Origin of the sequence: Flavobacterium anhuiense (assembly GCF_050990855.1) — a bacterium.
Taxonomy (GTDB): Bacteria; Bacteroidota; Bacteroidia; order Flavobacteriales; family Flavobacteriaceae; genus Flavobacterium; species Flavobacterium anhuiense_C.
Window position 1 is genome coordinate 2,818,412 of the sequence record NZ_CP158861.1, and the last position, 25,548, is coordinate 2,843,959.

Annotated in this window: 24 protein-coding genes; 12 read left to right on the forward strand and 12 right to left on the reverse strand. The window is 33.8% G+C overall.

Going from position 1 to position 25,548, the window contains the following annotated elements; genetic code table 11:
* Positions 1-24: 24 nt before the first annotated feature.
* Positions 25-1,086, reverse strand: coding sequence for a DUF3810 domain-containing protein (locus ABTV69_RS12505; RefSeq protein WP_433829215.1), 1,062 nt, complete (start codon positions 1,084-1,086; stop codon positions 25-27).
* Positions 1,087-1,324: 238 nt separating this feature from the next.
* On the opposite strand from ABTV69_RS12505, the gene ABTV69_RS12510 reads away from it, so the two are divergent.
* Positions 1,325-2,785, forward strand: coding sequence for an aminoacyl-histidine dipeptidase (locus ABTV69_RS12510; protein ID WP_433829217.1), 1,461 nt, complete (start codon positions 1,325-1,327; stop codon positions 2,783-2,785).
* Positions 2,786-2,978: 193 nt separating this feature from the next.
* Here ABTV69_RS12510 and ABTV69_RS12515 read toward each other — a convergent pair whose 3' ends face one another.
* From ABTV69_RS12515 to ABTV69_RS12530, 4 genes are all read right to left on the reverse strand, one after another.
* Entirely contained in the window at positions 2,979-3,764 is a 786-nt protein-coding gene (locus ABTV69_RS12515) for a carboxypeptidase-like regulatory domain-containing protein (RefSeq protein WP_433829219.1), read from the reverse strand.
* 206 nt (positions 3,765-3,970) lie between these two features.
* On the reverse strand, positions 3,971-5,884 hold the full coding sequence (locus tag ABTV69_RS12520; RefSeq protein ID WP_433829221.1) for a DEAD/DEAH box helicase: 1,914 nt from the start codon (positions 5,882-5,884) through the stop codon (positions 3,971-3,973).
* A gap of 203 nt (positions 5,885-6,087) precedes the next feature.
* A complete protein-coding gene (locus ABTV69_RS12525; RefSeq protein WP_433829223.1) occupies positions 6,088-6,666 on the reverse strand; it encodes a non-canonical purine NTP diphosphatase in 579 nt (192 codons plus the stop codon).
* Positions 6,632-7,036, reverse strand: a complete 405-nt coding sequence (locus tag ABTV69_RS12530; RefSeq protein ID WP_433829225.1) for a DUF2809 domain-containing protein — start codon at positions 7,034-7,036, stop codon at positions 6,632-6,634. Before ABTV69_RS12530 ends, ABTV69_RS12525 begins: the two co-directional genes overlap by 35 nt.
* Before the next feature lie 220 nt (positions 7,037-7,256).
* Between ABTV69_RS12530 and ABTV69_RS12535 the strand changes: the two genes are divergently transcribed.
* The 3 genes from ABTV69_RS12535 (at position 7,257) to ABTV69_RS12545 (ending at position 9,543) form a co-directional block, all read left to right on the forward strand.
* Positions 7,257-8,435, forward strand: coding sequence for a glycoside hydrolase family 88 protein (locus ABTV69_RS12535; RefSeq protein WP_433829227.1), 1,179 nt, complete (start codon positions 7,257-7,259; stop codon positions 8,433-8,435).
* A 6-nt stretch (positions 8,436-8,441) separates the two neighbouring features.
* Positions 8,442-8,846: a hypothetical protein gene (locus ABTV69_RS12540; protein ID WP_433829229.1), complete on the forward strand. Its 405-nt coding sequence runs from the start codon at positions 8,442-8,444 to the stop codon at positions 8,844-8,846.
* Between the two features lie 265 nt (positions 8,847-9,111).
* Complete coding sequence (locus tag ABTV69_RS12545; RefSeq protein WP_433829231.1) at positions 9,112-9,543, forward strand: hypothetical protein; 432 nt, start codon at positions 9,112-9,114, stop codon at positions 9,541-9,543.
* 47 nt (positions 9,544-9,590) lie between these two features.
* On the opposite strand, the gene ABTV69_RS12550 is transcribed toward ABTV69_RS12545, so the two are convergent.
* Both ABTV69_RS12550 and ABTV69_RS12555 read right to left on the reverse strand, forming a co-directional pair.
* Entirely contained in the window at positions 9,591-11,105 is a 1,515-nt protein-coding gene (locus ABTV69_RS12550) for an FMN-binding glutamate synthase family protein (protein ID WP_433829233.1), read from the reverse strand.
* Positions 11,106-11,142: 37 nt separating this feature from the next.
* Positions 11,143-11,922, reverse strand: coding sequence for an NYN domain-containing protein (locus tag ABTV69_RS12555; RefSeq protein WP_433829235.1), 780 nt, complete (start codon positions 11,920-11,922; stop codon positions 11,143-11,145).
* Positions 11,923-12,112: 190 nt separating this feature from the next.
* Here ABTV69_RS12555 and ABTV69_RS12560 point away from each other — a divergent pair, with 190 nt between their 5' ends.
* The 5 genes from ABTV69_RS12560 (at position 12,113) to ABTV69_RS12580 (ending at position 17,608) form a co-directional block, all read left to right on the forward strand.
* Positions 12,113-12,562 carry an RrF2 family transcriptional regulator gene (locus tag ABTV69_RS12560; RefSeq protein ID WP_433836703.1) on the forward strand — a complete coding sequence of 150 codons (450 nt, stop codon included), beginning with the start codon at positions 12,113-12,115 and terminating at the stop codon, positions 12,560-12,562.
* A gap of 21 nt (positions 12,563-12,583) precedes the next feature.
* Positions 12,584-13,111, forward strand: a complete 528-nt coding sequence (azu, locus tag ABTV69_RS12565) for an azurin (protein ID WP_433829237.1) — start codon at positions 12,584-12,586, stop codon at positions 13,109-13,111.
* A 90-nt stretch (positions 13,112-13,201) separates the two neighbouring features.
* Entirely contained in the window at positions 13,202-15,436 is a 2,235-nt protein-coding gene (locus tag ABTV69_RS12570) for a nitric-oxide reductase large subunit (protein WP_433829239.1), read from the forward strand.
* A 27-nt stretch (positions 15,437-15,463) separates the two neighbouring features.
* A complete protein-coding gene (gene ric / locus ABTV69_RS12575; protein WP_433829241.1) occupies positions 15,464-16,195 on the forward strand; it encodes an iron-sulfur cluster repair di-iron protein in 732 nt (243 codons plus the stop codon).
* A gap of 246 nt (positions 16,196-16,441) precedes the next feature.
* Positions 16,442-17,608, forward strand: coding sequence for a hypothetical protein (locus ABTV69_RS12580; RefSeq protein WP_433829243.1), 1,167 nt, complete (start codon positions 16,442-16,444; stop codon positions 17,606-17,608).
* A 319-nt stretch (positions 17,609-17,927) separates the two neighbouring features.
* Here the strand turns inward: ABTV69_RS12580 and ABTV69_RS12585 are convergent, their stop codons facing one another.
* Genes ABTV69_RS12585 through nirK form a run of 3 tightly spaced genes read right to left on the reverse strand, consistent with a single transcriptional unit; the run spans position 17,928 to position 20,752 of the window.
* Positions 17,928-18,524: an SCO family protein gene (locus tag ABTV69_RS12585; RefSeq protein WP_433829245.1), complete on the reverse strand. Its 597-nt coding sequence runs from the start codon at positions 18,522-18,524 to the stop codon at positions 17,928-17,930.
* A 16-nt stretch (positions 18,525-18,540) separates the two neighbouring features.
* Positions 18,541-19,320, reverse strand: a complete 780-nt coding sequence (locus ABTV69_RS12590; RefSeq protein WP_433829247.1) for a formylglycine-generating enzyme family protein — start codon at positions 19,318-19,320, stop codon at positions 18,541-18,543.
* A gap of 16 nt (positions 19,321-19,336) precedes the next feature.
* Complete coding sequence (gene nirK, locus ABTV69_RS12595) at positions 19,337-20,752, reverse strand: copper-containing nitrite reductase (RefSeq protein ID WP_433836705.1); 1,416 nt, start codon at positions 20,750-20,752, stop codon at positions 19,337-19,339.
* A 284-nt stretch (positions 20,753-21,036) separates the two neighbouring features.
* Here nirK and ABTV69_RS12600 point away from each other — a divergent pair, with 284 nt between their 5' ends.
* Positions 21,037-22,296: an aminotransferase class I/II-fold pyridoxal phosphate-dependent enzyme gene (locus tag ABTV69_RS12600; RefSeq protein ID WP_248726131.1), complete on the forward strand. Its 1,260-nt coding sequence runs from the start codon at positions 21,037-21,039 to the stop codon at positions 22,294-22,296.
* 123 nt (positions 22,297-22,419) lie between these two features.
* A complete protein-coding gene (locus ABTV69_RS12605; RefSeq protein ID WP_433829250.1) occupies positions 22,420-22,905 on the forward strand; it encodes a hypothetical protein in 486 nt (161 codons plus the stop codon).
* A gap of 90 nt (positions 22,906-22,995) precedes the next feature.
* Here ABTV69_RS12605 and ABTV69_RS12610 read toward each other — a convergent pair whose 3' ends face one another.
* On the reverse strand, positions 22,996-24,114 hold the full coding sequence (locus ABTV69_RS12610) for a GTP cyclohydrolase (RefSeq protein ID WP_433829252.1): 1,119 nt from the start codon (positions 24,112-24,114) through the stop codon (positions 22,996-22,998).
* Positions 24,115-24,162: 48 nt separating this feature from the next.
* Entirely contained in the window at positions 24,163-25,131 is a 969-nt protein-coding gene (locus tag ABTV69_RS12615; protein WP_433829254.1) for a transporter, read from the reverse strand.
* 123 nt (positions 25,132-25,254) lie between these two features.
* Between ABTV69_RS12615 and ABTV69_RS12620 the strand changes: the two genes are divergently transcribed.
* Complete coding sequence (locus ABTV69_RS12620; protein ID WP_111378714.1) at positions 25,255-25,548, forward strand: DUF4834 family protein; 294 nt, start codon at positions 25,255-25,257, stop codon at positions 25,546-25,548.

Sequence of the window (25,548 nt, forward strand, 5' to 3'; positions counted from 1 at the left end):
GAAATCATTTTTGTTACAGTTGAATTATAATTTTCTCGTTTTATAATAATTTATCGTCAAATCGATAAACTTACTATAACTTTCCATTCCGTCTTTCTGGTTATTTGTTTTTAAGAAATTATCCCACAGAAAGTGAAATCCTTCGTCTATAAAGGTGTCATATTTTTTCCAGAAATCTTGGCTTTCCATATAGTTTTTTAGAATTCCTACGTGAACGGTTTTCTTCAATTCGTTAAATATCTTTTCATTTTTATATTTCCAGATTCCTAAACAATAACTTAAAGTAAAGCTATATCCTGAATATTGGTAATAAAGGTTTTCGTTTTTAACCGAAGCCAATACGCCTATGAAATTACATTCGCTTTCACTAGCAAAACCAATCTGATGTGCCATTTCGTGAGAAGTTGTTAGAGGGAAATTGTACATTGGCAACAAATAATTAAGCTGAGCTTCGTTTGTAAAAGGGTTTAAATAACCGCCAAACCCCATATAAGTTAATGGAACGCTGAATAGTGATTTCTTTACACTTAAAGTTTTATATTTAAAATAAGGATGTTCTTTCGCTAAATTATTATAACCATTTAAAATCAACTCAAATGATTCTTTTTGCGAATAAGGAAAAACAACTTTAGCGCTGTCATTTTTGGTGATTTGAAACTGAACTTCATTTGTCTTTGCAATTAATCTTTTAGTGAAAGCAAGAAGATCGGCATCGGTATATTCTCTTTTGATTTCCATTTTCTCAAAAAGCGGTTTTCGATAATAATTGAAAGCCCAAAGAAGATGGAAGAAAAAGTAAAAAACAGAGATCTTTCCTAAGATTTTCAGAAGATGATCTTTCCAATCCGTTTTCCATGTTTTTCTAATTTTCCAGAACCAGCTAATAATCGAAAGTATTAGAATTGCATAAATAATGTCGCCTACAGAAAACGGAATTTTACCTAAAACAGTTCTTGAAAAATGAGAAATTCTAACAAATAGATTCTTGCTGTAAAAGCCTTCCACAAAATCAGGGAAGTAGGGCAAGATTTTATAGAAAATAATCTGAACAAGAAGAAATATAGGTAAAACGTATTTTGATTTCACAGTGTAATTTTTAGATAAGTAAATATAAATACAAATATTAACGGATGAAAAGAAGTTCGTTAGGAATTCTGAGAATTTTCGCTAAACAATAGTCCTTAATTGTCAAAACAAGAATTTGTTCGATAAATTGTATTTTAATTTCAATAAGATTAGTGCTAATTCATGGAATTCGTGGCGAAAAGACTTTGAAACTTTGTAACTTTGGAACTCTTAATTGTTAAACATCAAACAAAATATAATGAGTCAAGAAATAAGAAATCTGGAGCCAAAAGCACTTTGGAACAAATTCGCAGATTTAAACGAAGTTCCTCGTCCATCTAAGAAAGAAGAGCGTGTAATTGAGTTTATGAAAAACTTCGGAAACAGCCTAGGTTTAGAAACTTTTGAAGATGAAATTAGAAACGTAATCATCAGAAAACCGGCAACTCCAGGAATGGAAAATCGCAAACCAATCGTAATGCAAGGACATTTAGATATGGTGCATCAAAAAAATGCAGATACCGTTTTTGATTTTGATACGCAAGGAATCGATATGTATGTTGATGGTGATTGGGTTCGCGCGCGCGGCACAACACTTGGAGCTGATAATGGGTTAGGAGTAGCCACTATCATGGCTATTCTAGAAAGTAAAGATATTCCGCATCCTGCAATTGAAGCTTTGTTTACTGTGGATGAAGAGACTGGAATGACAGGAGCTTTAAACTTAAAAGGAGGCATTTTGCAAGGTCAGATTTTATTGAATTTGGATACGGAAGAAGATGATGAAATTGATATTGGATGTGCTGGTGGAATTGATGTAACAGCAACTAGAACGTATCATGAAGAAGAAGTTCCAGAAGGTTCTGTTGGTTATACTATTACAGTGAAAGGCTTAAATGGTGGGCATTCAGGAATGGATATTCATAAAGGCTTAGGAAATGCCAACAAAATCATGAATCGTTTGTTGTTTGATGCATTTGAAAACTTTGGTTTGCAGATTGTAGAAATTAACGGAGGAAGTCTTAGAAATGCAATTCCGAGAGAAAGTGTTGCGAAAGTAATTATTTCTCAAATGTTTGATGAAGCTTATGTATACGATATGCAGGAAATTATTGCTGATATCAAAGCTGAATACAAAACAACTGAACCGAATTTAACTATTGAAATCGTAAAAGGTGATTTACCTGAAAAAGTGATGGATTTAGGGGTTCAAGAAGGAATTATCAGAGCTATTTATGCCGCTCAAAATGGCGTTTACAGAATGAGTGCAGATATGGCTGATTTAGTAGAAACTTCAAATAATATTGCTCGTGTCGTGATTAAAGATGGAGAAATCTTAGTTGGGTGCTTAACACGTTCTTCTGTTGAATCTTCAAAATTTGATTTGGCTAATTCGTTGCGTTCAGCTTTTGAATTGGTTGGATGTGAAGTGGAGCTTTCGGGTTCTTATCCAGGATGGACGCCAAATGTAAACTCTGAAATATTAGAAGTTTTAAAAGAAATTTACGAAAAGCAAAATGGAGAACAGCCTAAAGTTGTGGCTTGTCACGCTGGTTTAGAATGCGGAATTTTAGGAACAAATTATCCAGGTATGGATATGATTTCTTTTGGACCAACAATTCACGGAGCACACTCGCCAGACGAAAGAGCAAGTATTTCATCTGCACAGAAATATTGGAAATTTGTATTGGAAATTCTTTCTAATATACCGTTGAAATAGTGTTCAGTGATCAGTTTTTTTTTAGTGTTCAGGTAATATCTGTGAGCAAAAAAAAACTTGTATGCAAATAAAAAAGAAAGCGATTCAATAATTTGAATCGCTTTCTTTTTTTATTTTAACTGATCGCTAAAAGCTGATCACTGAATACTATTCAGATGCTGATCACTAAAAAATTGACCACTGACCACTCAGATTAGTTTCTCTTTAAGACTTTATATTGTTCGTAACAAGCGCTAATGGCGTCCATAATCTGTAGATCATTTGCACTTTGAATGAAAGAATCAGAATAATTGCAACGGTGCATAATTTCAGGAATTTCATCCTTGCTAATGCCTAATAATACTGCAACTGTTTCGCGATCGTATTTCGATTCTAAAAGCGTTCGTACGGTATCATCCTTTTTCATTTCCTTCAGCTTCTTGAGTTCTTTTCCGTTCTTTCCAAAGAAATTATAGAGCATATCGGCCGGGTTAAAGATCGAACCGAGAACTTTTCCAAATGCATTTGGAGCATATTCTCCCGCTTCATAACCTTGTGTAAGACCCGAAATACTATAACGATAGTTTTCTTTTGTTGGAATTAATTTAGAATCAATTTCAAGATATCCTGTCAGAGAGAAAGGAGCAATAACTACTTCTTCCAAAGCAATTGCTTTTTCTGTAAGCTGAATTCTAGTTACTTTATTCTTGATCCAGTCATTTGTAACTCTGATTCTTAGCGATTGAAATCCTAGAATAGAAAAATGAAGCGTATCGTTGACTTGGACGTCAATTTCAAAATACCCTTTTTCGTCCGATTTTGCACCACGCACTTTGTTGGTATTAATGATGTTTACTCCAGCAAGTGGCTGTTTGCTGTCGTCATTAATAACATAACCTGAAACTCTTTGTGGAACTGTTGGCTGTGTATCTTGTTGCGTATCTTGCGCAAAACCAAGGTTAGCGAGAAGTGTAAAAAAGAAAACTGCGAAATATTTCATATCCTGATTTAAAGCTCTAAAAGTAGTAAATCGGGATTAAATATCTCGCAGTCTATGAATTTAATTATAAGAAAATTAACAAAGGCTATCGTATTGCTTTTTTGAATTGTAAAACTCGCTTACAGAGAACGAAATTCTTGTGTAAAAAAAATCCCAAGTTCCAGTTATGTTTGGAATTTGGGATTTTGTATTAAGAAATTGAATTATTAATCTCTTCTAGATCTTCTTGGTCGTGAGTTATCGCCAAAATTTTCCGAACGTCTTGGAGCTCTATCAGAACCGCCTTCGTTTCTTGGGGCAGAACTTCTAAAACCTTCTCTTCTTGAAGATGAGTTTCTGTCGCTTCTGAAACCTCCATCACGAGATCCGCCATCGCGTGAACCTCCGTCTCTTGAAGAATTTCTATCGCCTCTGAATCCACCTTCACGTCTTGGAGCGAAGTTTCCGTCTCTTCTTCCAGAATCGCGTCTTCCTCCACGGTTGTTGTGGTCACGTCTTCCTCCACCATCATTTTTAGAAATCTCAACATTAATACGACGACCTTCTAATTGTACGTTGTTTAAAACGTCCATTACTTTGTCTGTATGCTGTGGATCTGTGTTGAAGAAAGAGAATCCTTCTTTTACATCTACTTTAAAGATGTCATCACGACCTAAGTCTAATGTTTCTTTTAAGTAATCTTTTAATGACATCCAATCGAAGTTATCTCTAGAACCAATGTTTACGAAATAACGAACGGCTCCATTATTGCTGAATTCTCTTGGCTCCGAATCACCTCTTTCACGTCTTTCGCCACCAGAAACAGAAATGTCTCTGTTTTTCTTGTAGTAAGCAATGAAACGGTTAAATTCTACAGATACCATTTTCTTAATCAATTCTTCTTTAGATAAATCTTCAAGAACATTATTGATTGCTGGTAAATAGTTGTCAATTTCGTGATCAACCTCAGTATCTTTAATTTTGTTTGCTAAGTGCAATAATTGAATTTCACAGATTTCGATTCCAGATGGAATAGATTTTTCTTCAAATTTTTGTTTGATGATTCTCTCGATAGAAGAAATTTTACGTAATTCACTTTTTGTAACGATTACAATAGAAGTACCTAATTTTCCAGCTCTACCTGTACGTCCAGAACGGTGGTTGTATGTTTCAATTTCGTCAGGTAATTGGTAGTTTACAACGTGAGTTACGTTATCAACGTCAATACCACGTGCAGCAACATCAGTAGCAACAAGCATCTGAATTTGTCTTCCACGGAACGATTTCATTACACCATCTCGTTGTGCTTGAGATAAATCTCCGTGTAACGCAGCGGCGCTATATCCATCCTCAATTAATTTCTCAGCAATAGCTTGCGTATCTCTTTTTGTACGACAGAAAACTACAGAGAAAATGTCTGGATTAGCATCAGCTAAACGTTTTAGAGCTTCGTAACGGTCACGAGCATTTACTAAATAAAATTCGTGAGAAACTGTAGAAGAACCAGAGTTTTTAGCTCCTACAGTGATTTCTAATGGTTCGCTCATGAATTGTTTTGCAATTCTGGCAACCTCTTGCGGCATAGTTGCAGAGAACAACCATGTGCTTTTTTCATCTGGAGTATCTGATAAAATAGATACAATGTCATCATAGAATCCCATGTTTAACATTTCGTCAGCCTCATCCAAAACACAGTAATCTATGTTTTTGATGTTAACCAAACCTCTGTTAATCATGTCTTGCATTCTTCCTGGAGTTGCCACAATAATTTGTGCACCTCTCTTTATTTCTCTAGCTTGTTCTGTTATACTAGCTCCTCCGTAAACTGCTACCACATTAATACCTTTTTCGTATTTTGAGTAGTTTTTAAGTTCGTTAGTAATCTGTAAACATAACTCGCGTGTTGGCGATAAAACTAATGCTTGTGTATTTCTGTTGTCGGCATCAATTTTTTGAATTAGCGGAAAACCGAAAGCTGCCGTTTTCCCTGTCCCTGTTTGAGCCAACGCAACCATATCCGTGTCTTTTTCCAATAATAGGGGAATCGCCTTTTCCTGTACCTCTGACGGATTTTCAAATCCTAGATCTAAAATCGCCTTCAGTAACGATTCATTCAATCCTAATTGTTCAAATTTATTCATATGTGTTTTAAAATAGGGTGCAAAATTACTGTTAATTATTCAGATAAACTAATGCAATTTTAAGAATTATGTATTTGTTAAGAATTGATTATCAAAAAGTTACAGTTTTATTAAAATTATTTTTTCATTGAATTGACGAAATGCCCCAAAAAATACGTCGCGAAATGTAAAATTTAGCCTCTAAATTGTTGTATTTTAAACAATTATTTTGTGGTGTTCAGAAAATCAATCAGTTGCTTAACGGCTTTTCCGCGGTGACCTATAGTGTTTTTGGTTTCTAACGGCAGTTCTGCAAAGGTTTCGTTGAAATTTTCAGGTTTAAAAATAGGATCATAACCAAATCCATTTGTTCCAGTTTTTACATGTGTAATTTCTCCTTTTGCAATTCCAGTAAATAAATATTGTTTTCCTTTTAAGTTTAAAGTGATAACGGTCTTAAATTGTGCGTTGCGATTTTCTTCTTCTTTCAAAGCTTCTAAAAGCTTATTCATGTTGTCATCTGCATTTTTTTGTTCTCCTGCATATCGCGCAGAATAAACTCCAGGTTCTCCATTTAAAGCGCTTACTTCTAAACCTGTATCATCTGCAAAACAGTCGTAACCATATTTTAGAGTTACATAATCGGCTTTTAGAATTGCATTTCCTTCAATAGTTGCTGCTGTTTCTGGAATGTCTTCGAAGCAATTGATATCTTCTAAGCTTAAGATTTTAATGCTTTCTGGCAGCATGCTCTGAATTTCTGCGATTTTATTCTTGTTGTTTGATGCGAAAACGAGATTCATGTTTTGTGATATTTAAAAATGATTTTTCAGTAATTAAAGCAAATGCGATTCCAAATGTATAAGCAAGAATATCAGACCATAAAAATCCTTGACCTAAAACATATCTGCCGAAAAGTGTTTTTCTAAGATCAACCATCCATTCCCCTTGATAAAGCTGCAAAAATTCAATGCAATAACAAATAAAAAGAGAAAGTAGTATGATAAAGAAGAACTTTTTTGATGGGAAAAAGACTCGAACTAAAAAGTAAATCATGACAGCATAAAGAAAATCGCCACTCCATAAAGGAATAAAAGAGATTTTTCTTGAAAGTATTCCGAAGAAAATAGTGCTTAGAAAAACGAAGAAATAGCAGATTCTTGATTTGTTCAAAATTTGGTCTGGTTTATTGAAAAACAAATTTACAATATCTTTTGAATATTTTTTGATGTGATCACTTTGTCAAGGTTTTAAACTTTGACAAAGAGGAATAAACGAGATAATTTGGTATTGTATAATCCCATTATGGTGGTAGAAAAATACAAAGTATACGATAAGTTTACTTTATTTTATAAATTTATCGGTTCAATTAACTATCTATCCAAATAACCACATGAAGGCAAAATTTTTTACCCTGATTGCTGCTTCGTTTCTTTTAGCAAATCAAGGCTATTCTCAAAAAGATAATTCGTTTAATATTAAAAGGCAATTGGATTATTGCGCAGCACAAGCTTCAAAAACTTTACAAGTAATTCCGAACGACGGAACATCCCCTAGAACAGTTCCAAACGGAAGCAAGGAATGGAAATTTGTTGGCTACAAAGATTGGACAAGCGGATTCTGGCCTGGAGAATTGTGGTTTTTGTATGAAGCAACAAAAGATAAAAAATGGGAAAAAGAAGCCGATAAATTCAGTCGTTTTTTAACGCCGTTGTCTGTAACTAAAGCAGGAGATCACGATTTAGGTTTTCAGATTTTCAATAGTTTTGGAAACGCATATCGATTGACTAAAAATCCAGAATACAAACAAATTATTCTCAAAACTGCCGATACATTGGCCACACTTTTTAATCCGAAAGTGGGAACAATTCAATCTTGGCCTCACAATAAAATGGGCGGTCATAATACAATTATCGACAATATGATGAATTTGGAGCTTTTGTTTTGGGCTTCAAAAAATGGAGGAAGCAAAAAATTGTATGATGTTGCTGTAAAACATGCCGAAACTACAATGGCAAATCATTTTAGGCCCGATAATACTTCGTATCACGTAATTATTTACGACTTCGAAACAGGAAAAAAGATAAAAGGAAGAACAGCGCAAGGATACAGTGACGACAGTATGTGGGCGCGCGGACAAGCGTGGGCGATTTACGGATTTACAATGACGTATAGAGAAACTAAAGACACTAAGTTTTTAGATTTTGCTCATAAATTGGCGCGAGTTTATTTGGATAAATTGACGACAGAAGATTTAATTCCGTATTGGGATTTTAATGCGCCAAATATTCCGAACGAACCAAGAGATGCTTCTGCAGCGGCAATTGTTTCGTCTGCTCTTTTAGAATTGAGTTCTTATACAAAAGATAAGAATTTGAAAGCAGAATACTTAACAAAAGCTAAAAAGATGATCGTTTCGCTTTCAGATCATTATCAAAGTCATGATGTGAATTCGGCATTTTTGTTGCATTCAACTGGGCATAAACCTGCGGGAAGCGAGATAGATTGTTCTATAAATTACGCAGATTATTACTATCTTGAAGCACTTTTAAGACTTCAGAAACTAAAATAAAAAATTATGCTAAAGAAAATAAGCCAAATTGCCTTCGCAATAATGATGGTAGTAATGCTTGCGAGCTGTAAAAATACCAAACAAAAACTTCAAGAGTATGTTGTAACCTACAACAAAACTATTGCGCCGAGTTTTAGAGCCGAAAATGTAACGCTTACCACAGCAAGAGGTTACATTAATGATAATAAAATTGAATTACGTTTTGAAACTAATTTAAAACAAGAGGATGCTAAAAAAGTTGCAACCTCTGTGGCATTTGCAAAAATGAGACAATCGATGATTAAGAAAAATCAGATTCCAACAGAATTAATTGAAGAAGGAGTAGAATTTCACCTTTATTATTTAGCTGATGATAATACTGTTTTAAATAAGGAAGTGCTCACAAAGGAATCGCTGCAGTATTTAAAATAATCAATCCAATTTTTATAGCATATACAGATTATATTCTTACATATTAAAGGTCTCTTTAAATAAATTTTAAAGAGACTTTTTTGCGTTTAAGGCCAAAAGTTAAGTTTGAAAGAACTTTTTTATTCTTACAAAAACTCCCTTTTTTTTAGGTATAAAAGGTTTGTTTTCAAAGAATTAGTGATGTTCTTTTTCTAATTGAATGTTGTTTTTGTGTTATGAATTAATTATGTTTGAGTTAAAAAAATAACTATTAAACCAAAAAATTATGAAAAAAATTACCCAAATCGCATTTGTTTTAGCATTTGCTTTATTTTTAGTAAGCTGTAAAAATACCAAACAGAAGATTCAAGAACATGTAAGTAATTACAATAATTCTGTTTCTATCAAAGGAAATGGTATTACGAGCACATCTGCCAAAGCTTTTCTAAATGACAATAAAATCGAAATTAGAATTGAAACTAATTTAGAAGAAAACGATGCAAACAAATTGGCCTACAAAGAATCTTTTCCTGACTTATTGAAAGAAATGATCAAGAACGATCAAATTTCGTCTTCTTTGATTGCAGAAGGAGTAAAGTTTGATGTTTATTTCTTGGCTTACAATAATGCCATTTTAGCGCAAGAAGTAGTAGATCAGGATGAATTAGCTGTTTTAGAAGGAAATGCAAAAGCAGGTAAAGAAACTGCTAAATTATAATCGCAATTACAGATAAAAAAAACCTCTTCATTTGAAGAGGATTTTTTTTATGAGAACTGAGTAACATTTTTCAAATTATCAGGGAAATAAAGTTCTGATAAGTTGGTAAACTCATCTCCGCGCATAAAAATATTTATATCAACATCTGCAAACGATGTTTTTCCAGCTGCCGCTAAAAGTTCATTTGCAGAATGAAGCGTATTTTTGTGGAAATGATATACTCTTTCAGATTTGTCTGTAACCACCAAACCTTTCATTAGCATTTTATTTTGTGTAGCCACTCCCGTTGGACATTCGTTATTATGACAACGCAAAGCTTGAATGCAGCCTAAAGAAAACATAAATCCTCTTGCGCTATTACACATATCTGCGCCCAAAGCAATTGCATGTAAAATAGAATAACCAGAAATGATTTTTCCGCTTCCGATAATGCGCATTTTATCGCGAATCCCTAAACGCACCAAGGTTTGATTAACAAAGATCAAAGCTGGTTCAAACGGCATTCCGACACCATCAGCAAACTCAAGCGGCGCCGCTCCAGTTCCTCCTTCAGCACCGTCAACGGTAATGAAATCTGGATAAATATCTTCATTAATCATTTCTTGACAGATATTTTCAAATTCAGCAGTATTTCCAATACACAATTTAAATCCAATTGGTTTCCCATTAGATAAATCACGTAATTGTTTAATAAAATGTATTAGTCCTTTGGCATCATTAAAAGCATGGTGGCCAGGAGGCGAAAGAATCATAGTGTGAGGCACAACACCCCTAATTTTTGCAATTTGTTCCGTGTTTTTTCTAGCCGGAAGAACACCGCCATGACCAGGTTTTGCACCTTGAGAAAGCTTAATTTCAATCATTTTTACATTCGGAAGATTAGCTTTCTCTTTGAAGTTTTCTGGACTAAAATTTCCTTCTGCATCACGGCATCCAAAATATCCAGTTCCAATTTGCCAAGTAATATCGCCACCGCCAGCAAGATGATATTCGGTCAATCCGCCTTCACCTGTATTTTGATAAAAATTTCCTTTTTGGGCTCCAATATTAATCGCACGAACGGCGTTTTCGCTAAGAGAACCAAAACTCATCGCCGACACATTAAATAAAGAAGCTGAATAAGGTTGTTTGCAGTCTTTTCCTCCTACTAAAACGCGAGGTAATTCTTCGTTTACTTTTGCTGGGAAAATAGAATGTTTGATACCTTCGTAACTTTCTGTATTTAAGTTTAATTGCGTTCCAAAAGGAGTGCTCGAATCAATGTTTTTTGCTCTTTGATACACTAATGAACGCTGATTTCTAGAAAAAGGTTTTCCGTCGGTAGATCTTTCAATAAAATATTGTTGGATTTCGGGAGCAATCATTTCAAACAAATATCTGAAATAACCCAAAACAGGAAAGTTTCTTAAAATAGCGTGTTTTTCTTGAATAGCATTGTAAATGCCTACTACTAATAATATAGGTAGAATTATAACCAATAGAAATCCGCGCTCAGTATAGTAATAAATTGTGGCAACAAGAAGAAACACTAAGAATCCGTATATAAAGAATTTTTTTCTCATGTTTTAAAAAAAATAAAATGGTAATAAATACACTAATTTAGTTGAATCTTAAACGTACATAAACGTGTTTGATTCCTTTTTTGTCAGACTCTCTTTCGTCAATTTCCAGAATATCTGTTAATGATTTAAGCATTGGAGTCAGTTTAGAATAGCCATAATTTCGGGGGTCAAACTCGGGTTTTTTCTTTACAATCAAATTCCCTACATCTCCCAAAAATGCCCATCCATCATCATCTTCAATATCTTCGATTGTAGCTTCAATAAGTTCAATAGTTTGTTTGTCAACTTTATGAAGTGCTTTTTCTGCTGGTTTTTCAGTTGGTTTTTTGGTATCGGCAGCAACAGTTTTTGGTTTTTTCTTTTGAGTTGCTCCGTCCAAAACTTCAATATAAATAAATCGGTCGCAGGCTACAATAAACGAATTTGGTGTTTTCTTTTCTCCAATTCCAATTACTTTCATGCCGGATTCACGAAGTCTTACGGCCAGTCTAGTAAAATCGCTGTCGCTCGAAACAATGCAAAATCCATCCAATTTTCCAGAATAAAGCAAATCCATGGCATCGATAATCAAAGCCGAATCTGACGAATTTTTTCCAACGGTATAACTATATTGCTGAATAGGAGTGATGGCATGTTCCAATAAAACGCCTTTCCAGCCATTTGCATTTGGTTTTGTCCAGTCGGCATAAATCCTTTTTGTAGTTGGTGTTCCCAGTTTTGCAATTTCTTCCATCATGCCTTTTACATTACTGTAGGGCACGTTGTCTGCATCAATAAGAACAGCCAGTTTTAAATCTTTTGAATTGCTTAAAGGCATTATTTTAATATTTAAAATTAAATACACTCAAAGTTAAAATTAAAATTGGTTTTTATCAGAATTCAATGATGAATTAGTGTTTTTATGAGTATTAATTAGTTTCATTATAAATAATATAAAAATTAATTAAAGATAAATTTGTCTTTTATATAAAAGCTTTCTATCTTTGTCTAGAATTAATCAGGGATGTATGTTTTCAAAAGCGTGTGAATACGGAATAAGAGCTTCAATATTTATTGCAACTAAATCTTCCAAAGGGATGAGAGTTGGAATAAAAGATGTTGCAAAAGAAATTGATTCGCCAGAACCTTTTACAGCCAAGATTATGCAGATTTTGACCAAAAATGGCATTATTCATTCGACAAAAGGAGTAGGCGGTGGTTTTGAAGTTTCGCCAGAAGCATCTAAAAAAATAAAATTAATTCAAATTGTAGATGCTATTGACGGGAATAAAATATACAGTGGTTGCGGAATCGGATTAAAAGAATGCTCAGAAGAACATCCTTGTCCAGTTCATCACGAATTCAAAAAAATAAGAGGTTTGCTTTTGGAAATGCTTATGAAAACAACTTTAGAACAGCTTGCTTCCGATGTAAAATCAGGTGATTTCTTTCTAAAAACACTCAACACAAACGAATAATATTAATAAACTATCATAAAAATGAATACAAAAACCAAAATTTCAGTATTAATCCTAATGGGATTTTTAGCAGTTACTTCTTGTGGTAAAAAAGAAACAGCTCCTGCTGATCAAACGGAAGCAACTGAAACTTCTACTGAAGGAGAACCAGCTCCAACAACTGCGCCTACTGAAGAAAACGTATTGGTCATTGAAGGAAATGACCAAATGCAGTTTAGTGCAAACGAATTGAAAGCTGTTGCAGGAAAATCAATCAAATTGACTTTGAAACACGTTGGTAAAATTCCAAAAGAAGCAATGGGACACAATTTAGTGATTTTACAAGAAGGAACAGACCAAGCAGCTTTTGCTTTAAAAGCAAATGATGCTAAAGCAACAGATTATATTCCAGAATCTGAAAAAGCTTCAATTATCGCTCATACAAAATTAATTGGCGGTGGAGAAGAAGATACAATCGAGTTTACAATTGATAAAAAAGGATCTTATCCATTTATTTGCTCTTTTCCTGGTCACGTAGCCATGATGAAAGGTGTATTAATTGTTGAGTAAATAATCAAAACTCCAAATGCTGTACTAAGATTTGGAGTTTTTTTAAAAACTAATAAAAGATAAAAATGTCTTTTATTAAATAAGAAAAGAATGAAAAGAGAGAAAAAATTATGGATAGTTTTTGCATTGGTAATGAGTATATCATTTGCAGTGCTTGGTTATTATGGTTACGAAATCTATCAACAGGCACCACCAGTTCCAAAAGAAATTATAACCGATTCTGGTAAAGCTGTTTTTAGTGAAAGCGAAATTAAAGACGGACAAAATATCTGGCAGAGTATAGGAGGCCAGGAAGTAGGATCTATCTGGGGGCACGGCGCCTATGTGGCCCCAGACTGGACCGCAGATTGGCTGCATAGAGAAGCTTTGTTTATACTAGATATTTATGCCCAAAAAGATTTTAATAAAAAGTATGAAGAATTAGATGCTGAAAAGCAATCGGCATTAAAAATACGTCTTCAAAAGGACGTAAGAACCAATCGATACAATCCAGACACAGGAGTACTTACAATTTCTGAAAACCGTTTGGCAGCAATTGAACATTTAAGCGAATATTACAAAGGCCTTTTTACGAATGATCCGAAATTTGATAAACTGAGAGGCGACTATGCGATTCCGAAAAACTCTATTACAGATGTCGAAAGAATGCATAAAATGAATGCCTTTTTTTTCTGGGCAACTTGGGCAACAGTTACTAATCGTCCTGATGGAGATATTTCATACACGCACAACTGGCCTTCTGATGAATTGGTTGGAAATACTGCCACAACAGAACTTTTAGCGTGGTCTGGAGTAAGTATTATTTTATTGATTTTAAGTGTCGGAATTTTAGTTTTCTATCATGCAAAATCAGGTGAAGAAGAAGAATTTCCGTTGCCAAAAGAAGATCCGTTGATCAAGCAGGGTAAAACCAAATCGATGGGATTGGTAACCAAGTATTTTTGGATTGTGAGTTTGCTGATGGTTTTGCAAATGGTTTTCGGAATCATCACAGCGCACTACGGAGTAGAAGGAAATGGTTTATACGGAATTCCAATTGATAAAATCTTGCCTTATGCTGTAACGCGCACATGGCACACGCAACTGGCGATTTTCTGGATTGCGACGGCTTGGCTGGCGACTGGATTATACATTGCTCCAGCGGTTTCTGGTAAAGATCCTAAATTCCAGTGTTTTGGTATCAACTTCTTGTTTATTGCTCTGTTGATTATTGTTTTAGGTTCAATGGCTGGGCAATGGTTTGGAGTAATGCAGAAACTGAATTTAGTGCAAAACTTCTGGTTTGGACACCAAGGTTACGAATATGTTGATTTAGGTCGTTTCTGGCAGATTTTCCTTTTAGTGGGACTGTTTTTATGGTTGGCTTTAATGATTCGCCCGTTACTTCCCGTTTTAAAGAAAAAAACAGAAGAGAAAAATCTAATCATTTTGTTCTTGGTTTCTTGTACTGCAATTGCGATGTTCTACGGAGCAGGATTAATGTGGGGAAGACAAACCAATCTGGCAATTGCTGAATATTGGAGATGGTGGGTGGTTCACCTTTGGGTTGAAGGTTTCTTCGAAGTATTTGCAACAGTTGTAATTGCCTTCTTATTTGTTCGCTTGGGATTGTTAAAAACTAAAACAGCGACTTTAAATGTGCTTTTCGCAACGATCATTTTTATGTCTGGAGGTATTTTAGGAACATTCCATCACTTGTATTTCTCTGGAACGCCAACAGCAATTATGGCTTTAGGAGCGACATTTAGTGCATTAGAAGTGGTGCCTTTAACTTTAATCGGATTTGAAGCGTATCAAAACTATAAAATCTCAAAATCAACACAATGGATTGCCGATTACAAATGGCCGATTTATTTTATGATTTCTGTTGCTTTTTGGAATTTCCTTGGAGCTGGAATCTTCGGATTCATTATTAATCCGCCAATTGCGTTGTATTATGTTCAGGGATTAAATACAACTCCTTTACACGGACATACCGCTTTATTCGGAGTTTACGGAATGTTAGGAATTGGATTGGTCTTATTTGTACTAAGAAGTTTATATCGAAATGTGAGCTGGAATAACAAACTGCTCAAAATTACTTTCTGGTCTTTAAATATTGGTTTATTTCTAATGGCAATTTTGAGCTTATTACCGATTGGAGTTTGGCAGGCAGTAGAAAGTATCAGTCACGGAATGTGGTACGCTCGTTCATCAGAGTTAATGCAGCAGCCAACGATGATTACTTTAAAATGGCTGCGTGCTATTGGAGATTCGATTTTCGGAATCGGATTTATTACGATGGCTTGCTTTGTATTTGAACTGACATTAAAAAACAAAAAATAAAACACACAAAATATAAAATAGAATATCATGGAAAATTTAAAAAACAAAACAATAGGATCGTTTGTAGCTGAGGATTTTAGAACAGCTGCTGTATTCTCTAAATATAGAATTGATTTTTGCTGTAAAGGAAACCGAACAGTAACTGAAGTTTGCGAAAAACAAAATATTGATGCCGATACTTTATTAGAAAATGTGCTTCAAGTTGTGCAATCAGAAAATGGTGGAAGCATTGATTTTAACTCATGGTCTTTAGATTTATTGGCAGATTATATCGAGAAAACACATCACCGTTATGTAGAAGAAAAAACAAATGTTTTGCTTCCGTTTTTAGATAAATTATGCAAAGTTCATGGTGCCAATCATCCTGAATTATTTAAAATAAACGAATTGTTTATTGGCTGTGCAGGTGAATTGTCGCAACACATGAAAAAAGAAGAATTGGTTTTATTTCCATTTGTAAAAAGAATGGTGAAAACCAAAGAATCTGACGGAATTTTATCTCAGCCTTCATTCGGAACCGTTTCAAATCCGATTGCGATGATGATGCACGAGCATGATAATGAAGGCGAACGTTTTAGAGAAATCGCAGCTTTAACGAATAATTACACTCCGCCAGCAGATGCTTGTACGACTTACAGAGTAACTTTTGCGATGCTAAAAGAGTTTGAAGCAGATTTACACAAACACATTCATTTGGAAAACAATATTTTATTTCCAAAAGCTGTGATTTTAGAAAAAGACTTTGTTGAAGTAGAGTAAAGGTTAATTTTAATAGTTGGGAAAAGCACCGATAAAATATCTAAATATGATAATTATCGGTGTTTTTTATATAATTCAAATTTTAAAACCATATAAGTTATATAAGTTCATTTCAGCAAAACTTATAATTTCTTATGTGACTTATATGGTTTAATTTTTCTATATCTTTAGTATATGAATTCTCAAAAAGCCTGGATACTTTGCTGTTTTTTTAATTTTCTGATTGCCTGCGTTTTCGGATTATTAATGCGGTTGATATATCTTTTTCCTTTAGATTCTTTAAACTATAGTTTTCTACTTCATGCGCATTCTCATGTGGCTATGTTAGGCTGGGTTTATATGATTGTTTATGTTTTTGGGGTTCATTTTTTTATTCCAAAAGAAAAGAAGCAGAAACCTATTTATAACCGTTTGTTTTGGCTGACAGAGTTTTCGATTATCGGAATGATGATTGCTTTTCCAATTCAGGGATATGCTTTGTTTTCGATTATTTTCTCAACGATGCATATTTTATTGAGCTATGTTTTTTGCCGTTTGGTTTGGAAAGACAGTTTAAAAGATAAATCGCCATCGCAAAGACTTTTATTGGTTTCGATTCTGTTTATGGTTTTATCGACTTTCGGAGTTTGGTGTCTCGGACCAGCTGTAAGCACGTTAGGAAAACAAAGCGCTTTCTATCAAATTGCCATTCAGTTTTTCCTTCATTTTCAATTTAATGGCTGGTTTATTTTGGCAATTTTAGCTTTGTTTTTAAAACAATTTCAAGACAAAATAGATGAGGTAACGTTTAAGAGATTTTATTTTTTAATAATTATTTCAACAATAATAACTGTTTGTTTTCCGATTCGCTGGTTCATCGAAAATGATATTTTGAGCTATCTTAATGGATTTGGAGTTTTAATACAACTAGGAGCTTTTGTTTGCTTCTATAAAATGCTGGAACCGAAAATAAATCATTTCAAAAGCACTTTAGATAAAACAACAAAAATAGTTTACAGTTTGGCTGTGTGCTCTTTGTTTTTGAAAGTCGGAATTCAGTTACTGACTATTTTTCCAAACTTAGCTGAAGTTTCACATCAAATCAGAAATTTTGTAATCGGATTTATTCATTTAACAACTTTAGGAATTATAACTGGATTTCTGTTTGGAATTCTACTTCAGAATAAAATGCTTTCAGCGAATTCTTCGTCATTAAAAATAGGAGTGAAGTGTTTTATTTCAGGATATATTTTGACAGAAGTTTTATTATTTCTTCAGGGCTGGTTTTTCTTTTTTGGAGAAGGAAGTATTCCAGGATATTTTCAAAGCATTCTGATTTTTAGTATTCTTTTGGTTTTGGGATTGATTCTAATCATGCTATCAATAATAAAATTAAAATTTGATGTTTTAGAAAATAAATTAATGATTAAGTAAAAAGTCCCAGCGGGACGACATATTTATAGAAAAAGAGATCGTATAGAAAAAAAGCTCCAGCGGAGCGAAATATTTATAGAAAATGTTTTAATAAGAATAAAGAGCCCCAGCGGGGCGAAATATTTATCGATTTATGATGTTTTTTTATATGTCGCTCCGCTGGAGCTTTACAACATATCGTGTAATAATGTTATCTATAAATATTTCGCTTCTCCGAAGCTTTACAATATGTTTCTTTCTTAATTTATTATAAATAAAAAACAAGAGCCGATTTTATTATAAACCTGCTCTTGTTTCTTACTAATTAACCTATTTAAAACTATATTTTTCCTGCTTCCATATTTATTGCTTCAATTGTTTTATCATTGTTTACTCCTAGACCTTCTTGTTGAAAAACCAATTCGCCTTCTGGATTAAAAACGCTGATAATATTCGAATGCGAAAAATCTATTGGTGATATTTTTTTATAATTTACCGCTAAAACTGCTGCGAATTCACGAGTATTTTCTTCAGATGAACGAAGGAAAATCCAAGGATCTTGATTCATTTTGTTTTCGATAGCAAATGATTTTAATCTTTCTGGCGTATCGGTATTTGGATCTATACTAACCAAAATCAATTTTACGTGTTGTTTGGTTTGCTTCTCCAATTTGGATTCAATATCGCGCATATCGGCAACTAATCTCGGGCAAGCCGATTTACAACTCGTGTAAATCATTACCATTACCAAAACGTTTCCTCTCAGACTTTTTAATTCAATGTCTTTTCCGTCTTGAGTTGTCCATTTAGAGGGTAGATTATAAATCGATAAATCACTGATTTCCTTTTTTATTGCTGTTTTAACTTCTTTTTTATCCGTTTCTTTACAGCTGTAAAATGAGAATAAAAGAAGAAAAGCAAGTGCTATTTTTTTCATTGTAAACGAATTTAAATTAGATTTTAGGTTTTGTTGTGCTGGCGCATCTAAATCCGAGGTTTCGTGTTGAATATTGCGCTTTCAAGCTTCCGCGAAAAGCGTAACGCATAAAAGCGGCATAATCCATTAAGTCTGATGCATTTACAGAAGCGCTTCCGCAAAAGAGGTTCTTGTCACTGCTTTTGTCTTTTCTAGATTCTCCAGATAAAAATATGCTATTGAAATCAGAAGTCCATTCCCAAACTAAACCGTGCATGTCGTAAACTCCCCAATAATTTTTGAAAGTCTTTCCAATTTCATTTTCATACGTTTTCGATTTCTCATACCAAGACAAAATATATTCGTTGAATTCTTTCTTGGTTCTGGCATCGCTTTTTTGGGTATCCGCCATTGCTACATATTCCCATTCATCCATTGTGGCTAAACGTTTTCCTTGGCATTCGCAGTATTTTTTTGCGGCAAACCAAGAAACGCTTGTAACAGGCGATTTGGGTTTGGCATTTCCAAAATCTAAATCAGTCGGCCAATACGACAAATAACTTTTGTCGGCAAAAATTCCTTTAATTTTTGATTTTTGGTATGAAGGATTTTTTTTGACAAATTCTAAAAACTCGCTATTTGTTACAGGAAAAGCATCGATATAAAAAGATTGTACTGTAACAGGTTTTTGAGAAACAGCTCCATAAAGAGGGATATAAGATCCCTCTTTTATGAAAGCCATTCCTTTTTCCTGAGCTTTCATGACACTAACCGCAGAGAAAAAGAAAATTGTAAGTATGAAAATGTATTTTTTCATGCTAGAAGTTTTGCTGTTATCTTAATGCTTTAACCATTTCTGGAGTAATTTCTGTTTTGTTATTTCCCCAACTACTATAAATGTAGGTTAGTACATTTGCAATTTCATCGTCAGATAAATTCTGAGCCGGCATTACGTTGTTGTATTTTTTACCGTTCACGGTTACTTCTCCAGTTAAACCATGAAGAATCGTATTAATAGCACGTTTAGAATCAGCATTTAAATAATCTGATTTTGCCAAAGGAGGGAAAGTATTTGGAATTCCTTGGCCTTCAGATTGATGGCAAGCGAAACAAGTCGTTCCAAAAATTTGTTTACCAATTTTGACCTTTTCTTCAATTGTACGTTTTGGAACTGCAACTTTAGCTGCTGCCGTTCCTGGCATTTTCTGAATTGTTCCGCCTTCAGGCAAATAAATACCTTCTTGAATAGTTCCTGAGTAAATGTTTTTATTTTCTTTTCCTTCAACTTTGAGCATTCCTAGTGCCCCTTTATTAAAGGCTCTGAAAATAGAATGGTCTACTAAAATGAAAGTTCCAGGAGTTTCTACTTTAAAATCTACAATTGCGGCGCCACCAGCAGGAATCAAAGTCGTTTGAACATTTTTATTTACAACACTTCCGCCTTCAATGTGCACACTATCGAATATTTCACCAATTACGTGGAAAGAAGAAACCAAGTTTGGTCCTCCGTTCCCAACAAACAAACGTACTGTTTCGCCTACTTTAGCGGTTAATTCGTTTCCATTCGTTAAAGCGCCTACTTTTCCATTGAAAACTACATAATCTGGTGTCTCTTTTACCGCTTTATTCATGTCAAAGGCCTGTAATCCTTTTGCTCCATATTCGCCTTGAGTGTAAAAATCACCTTGCATGACGTAATATTCTTTATCAACAGGAGGAAGTCCGCCTTCTGGTTCAACCAAAATCAATCCATACATACCATTTGCAATATGCATTCCCACAGGAGCAGTTGCACAGTGATATACGTATAATCCTGGATTTATAACTTTAAAACTGAAAACTTTTTCGTGTCCAGGAGCCACAAGAGACGAAGTTGCTCCACCGCCAGGACCAGTTACAGCGTGTAAATCGATGTTGTGAGGCAATTTGTTGTCAGGATGGTTTTTTAAGTGAAATTCTACTTCATCACCAACTCGAGTTCTAATAAAGCTTCCAGGAACAGAACCTCCAAAAGTCCAATAGGTATATTTTACACCATCAGTCATTGTTCCTTCTTGTTCTTTAATTTCCATGTTAAGTTTCAGTTTCATCGCCGTTCTATTTCCAACAGGTTTAGGAACGTGAGGAGGCGATGTAAGCTCTGCGTTCATTTCTCCTTCAGTCATGATGTCTGCATAATTTTTATCTTCCTCTTTTTTGCAACTGCCTAAGAGAAGAATCATAAAAAATGAACATAACAGAATGTTCATTTGAGTCCAAAATTTGATATTCTTTTTCATAATCACTTGGTTTTGTTTTCGTTTAAATATAGATCAAAAATAAAAGACTATTTTATCTTTTATTATGATAAAAATCATGTTCGAAAATTATTTTGATTCAAAGATTGAATAAGTATATATTAAATTTGAAGACAAATCTTACAAACTGTAAATCTAATATTATTTTTAAATAAAAATAATTGAGGCTCTTCATTTTAAATTAATAATGATTATTTTTGCTCGCTGATAAGTAAAAAAAATTACTACAATATATTATGGTAAAAGATTTATTCGAAAGAATTCAGGACAATAAGGGACCTTTAGGAAAATGGGCTTCTCAAGCAGAAGGTTATTATGTTTTCCCAAAGTTAGAAGGAGAGTTGGGTCCTAGAATGCAATTTCACGGAAAAAATATTTTAAACTGGAGTTTAAATGATTATTTAGGTTTAGCCAATCATCCAGAAGTTCGTCAAGCAGATACAGATGCGGCAATTCAGTTTGGTGCGGCGTATCCGATGGGAGCTCGTATGATGTCTGGACATACTACGTACCACGAACAATTAGAAAATGAGTTAGCTGAATTCGTAATGAAAGAATCTGCTTATTTATTAAATTTTGGTTACCAAGGAATGGTATCTATCATTGATGCTTTGGTTACTAAAAATGATATTATTGTTTACGACGTAGATTCACATGCTTGTATCATTGATGGTGTTCGTTTGCACATGGGTAAACGTTTCACATACAAACACAATGATTTGGAAAGTATGGAGAAAAACTTGCAACGTGCTACCAAAATGGCAGAAGAAACAGGCGGAGGTATTTTATTTATTACTGAAGGTGTTTTTGGAATGCGCGGACAGCAAGGAAAATTAAAAGAAATTGCTGAATTAAAGAAAAAATACAATTTCAGATTATTAGTAGATGATGCACACGGTTTTGGTACACTTGGTAAAACAGGTGCTGGAGCAGGTGAGGAGCAAGGAGTTCAAGATCAAATTGATGTTTACTTCTCTACTTTCGCAAAATCTATGGCTAATATTGGTGCTTTCGTAGCGGCTGATAAAACAGTTATCGATTACTTGAAATACAACTTACGTTCTCAAATGTTTGCTAAAGCGTTGCCAATGATTCAAACAATTGGTTCTTTGAAACGTTTAGAGTTATTGCGTAAATCTTCTGCAATTAAAGATAAACTTTGGGAAAACGTTAATGCATTGCAAAACGGTCTTAAAGAAAAAGGATTTAATATTGGAGATACCAATACTTGCATTACACCAGTTTACTTAGAAGGAAGTATTCCTGAAGCGATGGTAATGGTAAACGATTTAAGAGAAAATTATGGTATTTTCCTTTCTATCGTGGTTTATCCAGTTATTCCAAAAGGAATCATTTTGTTAAGAATGATCCCTACAGCTTCTCATACATTAGCAGATATCGAAGAAACTTTAACAGCTTTCGAGGCAATCCGTGAGAAATTGACTAACGGAACTTATAAAGAAATTGCAGAACGTACTACTGTTGACGTTTCGTAAATTCAAAATAAAATAGATTTCCTTAAGTGGGAATTATGTAAAAAAATCCATTTGTTCTACGAATGGATTTTTTTTATTTAGGGTAACTTTAATATCATAATCACAAGATAAAAATAAAGAATTATGAAAAAAGTACTTACAATAGCGGTAGTAGCGCTGACTGTTTTTGTCTCTTGTAAAAAAGAAGCAACTACGACAGAGCCGATACAAATTACGCCAAGTCCGCCAAAAGAAGCTGAAATTGTAGAACCGGCTGGAGATCAATGTTATGCTTGGAAATCTAACGGAAGTGTAATCGAAATGAGTTTTAATGTTAACTCTCATCAGGAAGTAAACGGAAAACTAAGTTATAATCTGGTTGGAAAAGATAAAAACGAAGGAACCTTAATAGGGAATATGAAAGGCGATACTTTAATTGCTGATTATACTTTCAATTCAGAAGGAGTTTCATCTGTAAGAGAAGTTGCTTTTCTTCAAAAAGATGGATCTTTTATTGAAGGATACGGCGATATAGTAACTGCTAATGATAAGGTTTCTTTTAAAGATAAATCAAAACTAAAATTTGATCAAAAAAATACTTTGGTAAAAGTAGATTGCAAAGTAGAGTAATGATGTGTTTTATAAAGTGAAAAATCCATTCGTTTTGGGGCGAATGGATTTTTTTATTTTTTTTACGTTTTACTTTTTTACATTTCACTTTTAAAGATTCTTCAAATAAGTTTTTCTTTGGCAGTGAATAATTGGATCAAAGTTTTTCCAAAGCAAGTGTATCGCATTATTTTCTAATAACTCTGGAGTTCTAATGCAGGTCTGAATTCCTTTTGCAGAAAAAGTCTTGTAATATTCATCAAAAATAAGCGCTGTTACCCCTTTGTTTTGGTAATCAGGATGAACTCCGATAAGGTAAAACACAACATCTTTACTGTGTTTTCTGGCCTTTAATAAATGAAGAAAACCAAATGGAAATAATTTACCTTTCATTTTCTGTAATGCCTCAACAAAACTTGGCATTACAATGCTGAAAGCTACTAAATTATCGTCTTTATCAACCACAAATTTGATATATTCGGGATTGATGAAGCTAATGTATTTCTTTTTAAAATATTCTTTCTGTACATCTGAAATGGCTACAAACGAAGCCAGTTTTTCATACGATTCATTAAACAAATCGAACATCTTGTCTACGTGAGGCATAATGTCTTTTGTTTTTGTAAAAGTTAGAGATTTAAGTCCGTAGCGTTTTTGAATTAAAGTTACAGCTTTTTGGAAAAACTCTGGTTTTACATTTGAGAAAGGAAATATACTTTCTATATATTGTTTTTCAATCTGAAAGCCTAACTGCTCCAAATGTGTTACATAATAAGGGTGGTTGTACCAGGTAATCATGGTTCCAATTTGATCGTACCCTTCGGTTAAAACGCCAACTTTATCTAAATTCGAAAATCCCATTGGACCTTCAGCGTGTTCTAAATTGTGTTTTCTTCCTAATTCGAAAACTTTTTCAAGTAAAGCTTTTGTAACTTCAATATCATCGATTACATCAAACCATCCAAAACGCACTTTTCTTTTGTGCTGATTGTTAACTTCAGCCCAATTGATGATGGCTGTAATACGCCCAACAATTTTATTGTCTTTATAGGCTAGATAAAAATAAGCTTCGGCATTGTCAAACGCAGGATTTTTGGTTTTATCGAAAGATTCCAATTCGTCTGAAATAATGGGTGGCACCCAATACGGATTGTCCTTGTATAATGAAAAAGGAAATTTGATGTATTCGGTTAATTCTTTCTTGCTTTTGGCTTCTTTAATTGTAATCATTAAGATATTATTGAGAGTCTTTATAAAAGCCTCTGGTTATTTTACGCTTTATTCGTATTTTGCTTTACGTTTTCTTTCTTTTTCTTGATAATCAACTTTTTTCTCGTTGTCGGGATTCTTTTTGGCTCTAGCAGCTGCTTTGTCCTCAATAACTTTTTCTTTGTACCATCCGTCATAACGCCATGATACTCCAACACCTCCGTATAAAATAGATGGAGTGTTTTTGAAATTGGTACTTATAGATGCATCGACCTGCATGTTGGAAGAAAGAAGGAAAGCAGCGCCTCCGCGAAGAATTGAATCGCTGTAGAAATCGCTTTTATACCCTTGATTTTCAATAAATCCAGACCATCTGTCATTAAATCCGTGCGTCAAAGTTAATACATATCCGTAACTTGGATAGTCTGTTCCGATATAATCTGCAATAATATTTGTCACAAAGACCCAAGATCCACCTCCTAATATGTTTTGTGTTATCAAGGAAACCTTAGGAGAAATAGCACCATCAGGAGAAAAATAATACGGATTATCTGCTCCAACAAAATTTGCTCCTGCGAAAACAGAAACAGCTGGAATTAATTCGCGCCATTGAAAATTACGATTGGCTTTATAGCTGTAGATGTTTACTTCTCTTTTATAGTTTTTGTAGGGATCATAGATAAGATATTTAGCACCTAAAACCGTTTGTCTGAAATTGTTCTTTTTATAGCTTGTGTAAGGAGTGTCAAAATTTTCTGTTTGATATTGTATGTCGGCAATAAATTCTAATTGTTCTAGAAAAGCTCCAAATCTAATGGTAAGATCTGTACCAAATCCGCTAGCATCGTAATCTAATAAATCGTGTTTTTCTTTAATGCCATAAACGCCAAGTTCGGCTTGAATTACGGATTTTCCAACAGCATAGGCAGACATGGTTTCTCCTGGGCGGTTGGAATTAATAACGTCGGTGTATTGCGCAAAAAACAGTTGTGGAATAAAAAAAAGTACCGGGGCAAGTAAGTTTTTAATTTTGAACATATAATTTTTTTTGGGTTAAAAAATAATAACGCATTTCAAATGTACATATTTTATTATTTATTTAAGATTCATATTTTATTTTTAAAGAATGGATTTATTAATTTTGGAAAAAAATATATAGTTATGCAAGAAGCATCTTTTTCAGGTTTGTTTAAGACCATCATGTGGGTTATAGCTTTTTATTACATTTTTAAATTTTTAGCTAGAATCTTTTTGCCAGTATTGGTTAAAAAGGCGGTGGAAAATGCTAGTGAAAATTTTCAAAGACAACAACAGCAATATAATCAAGGCAATACGTATCAGAATAATCGCAATACAAATAATAATGATGAAATAATCATTAACACCGCTAATGCTAAAAATCCGCGCGAAACCAAAAAAGTGGGAGAGTATGTCGATTACGAAGAAATAGATTAG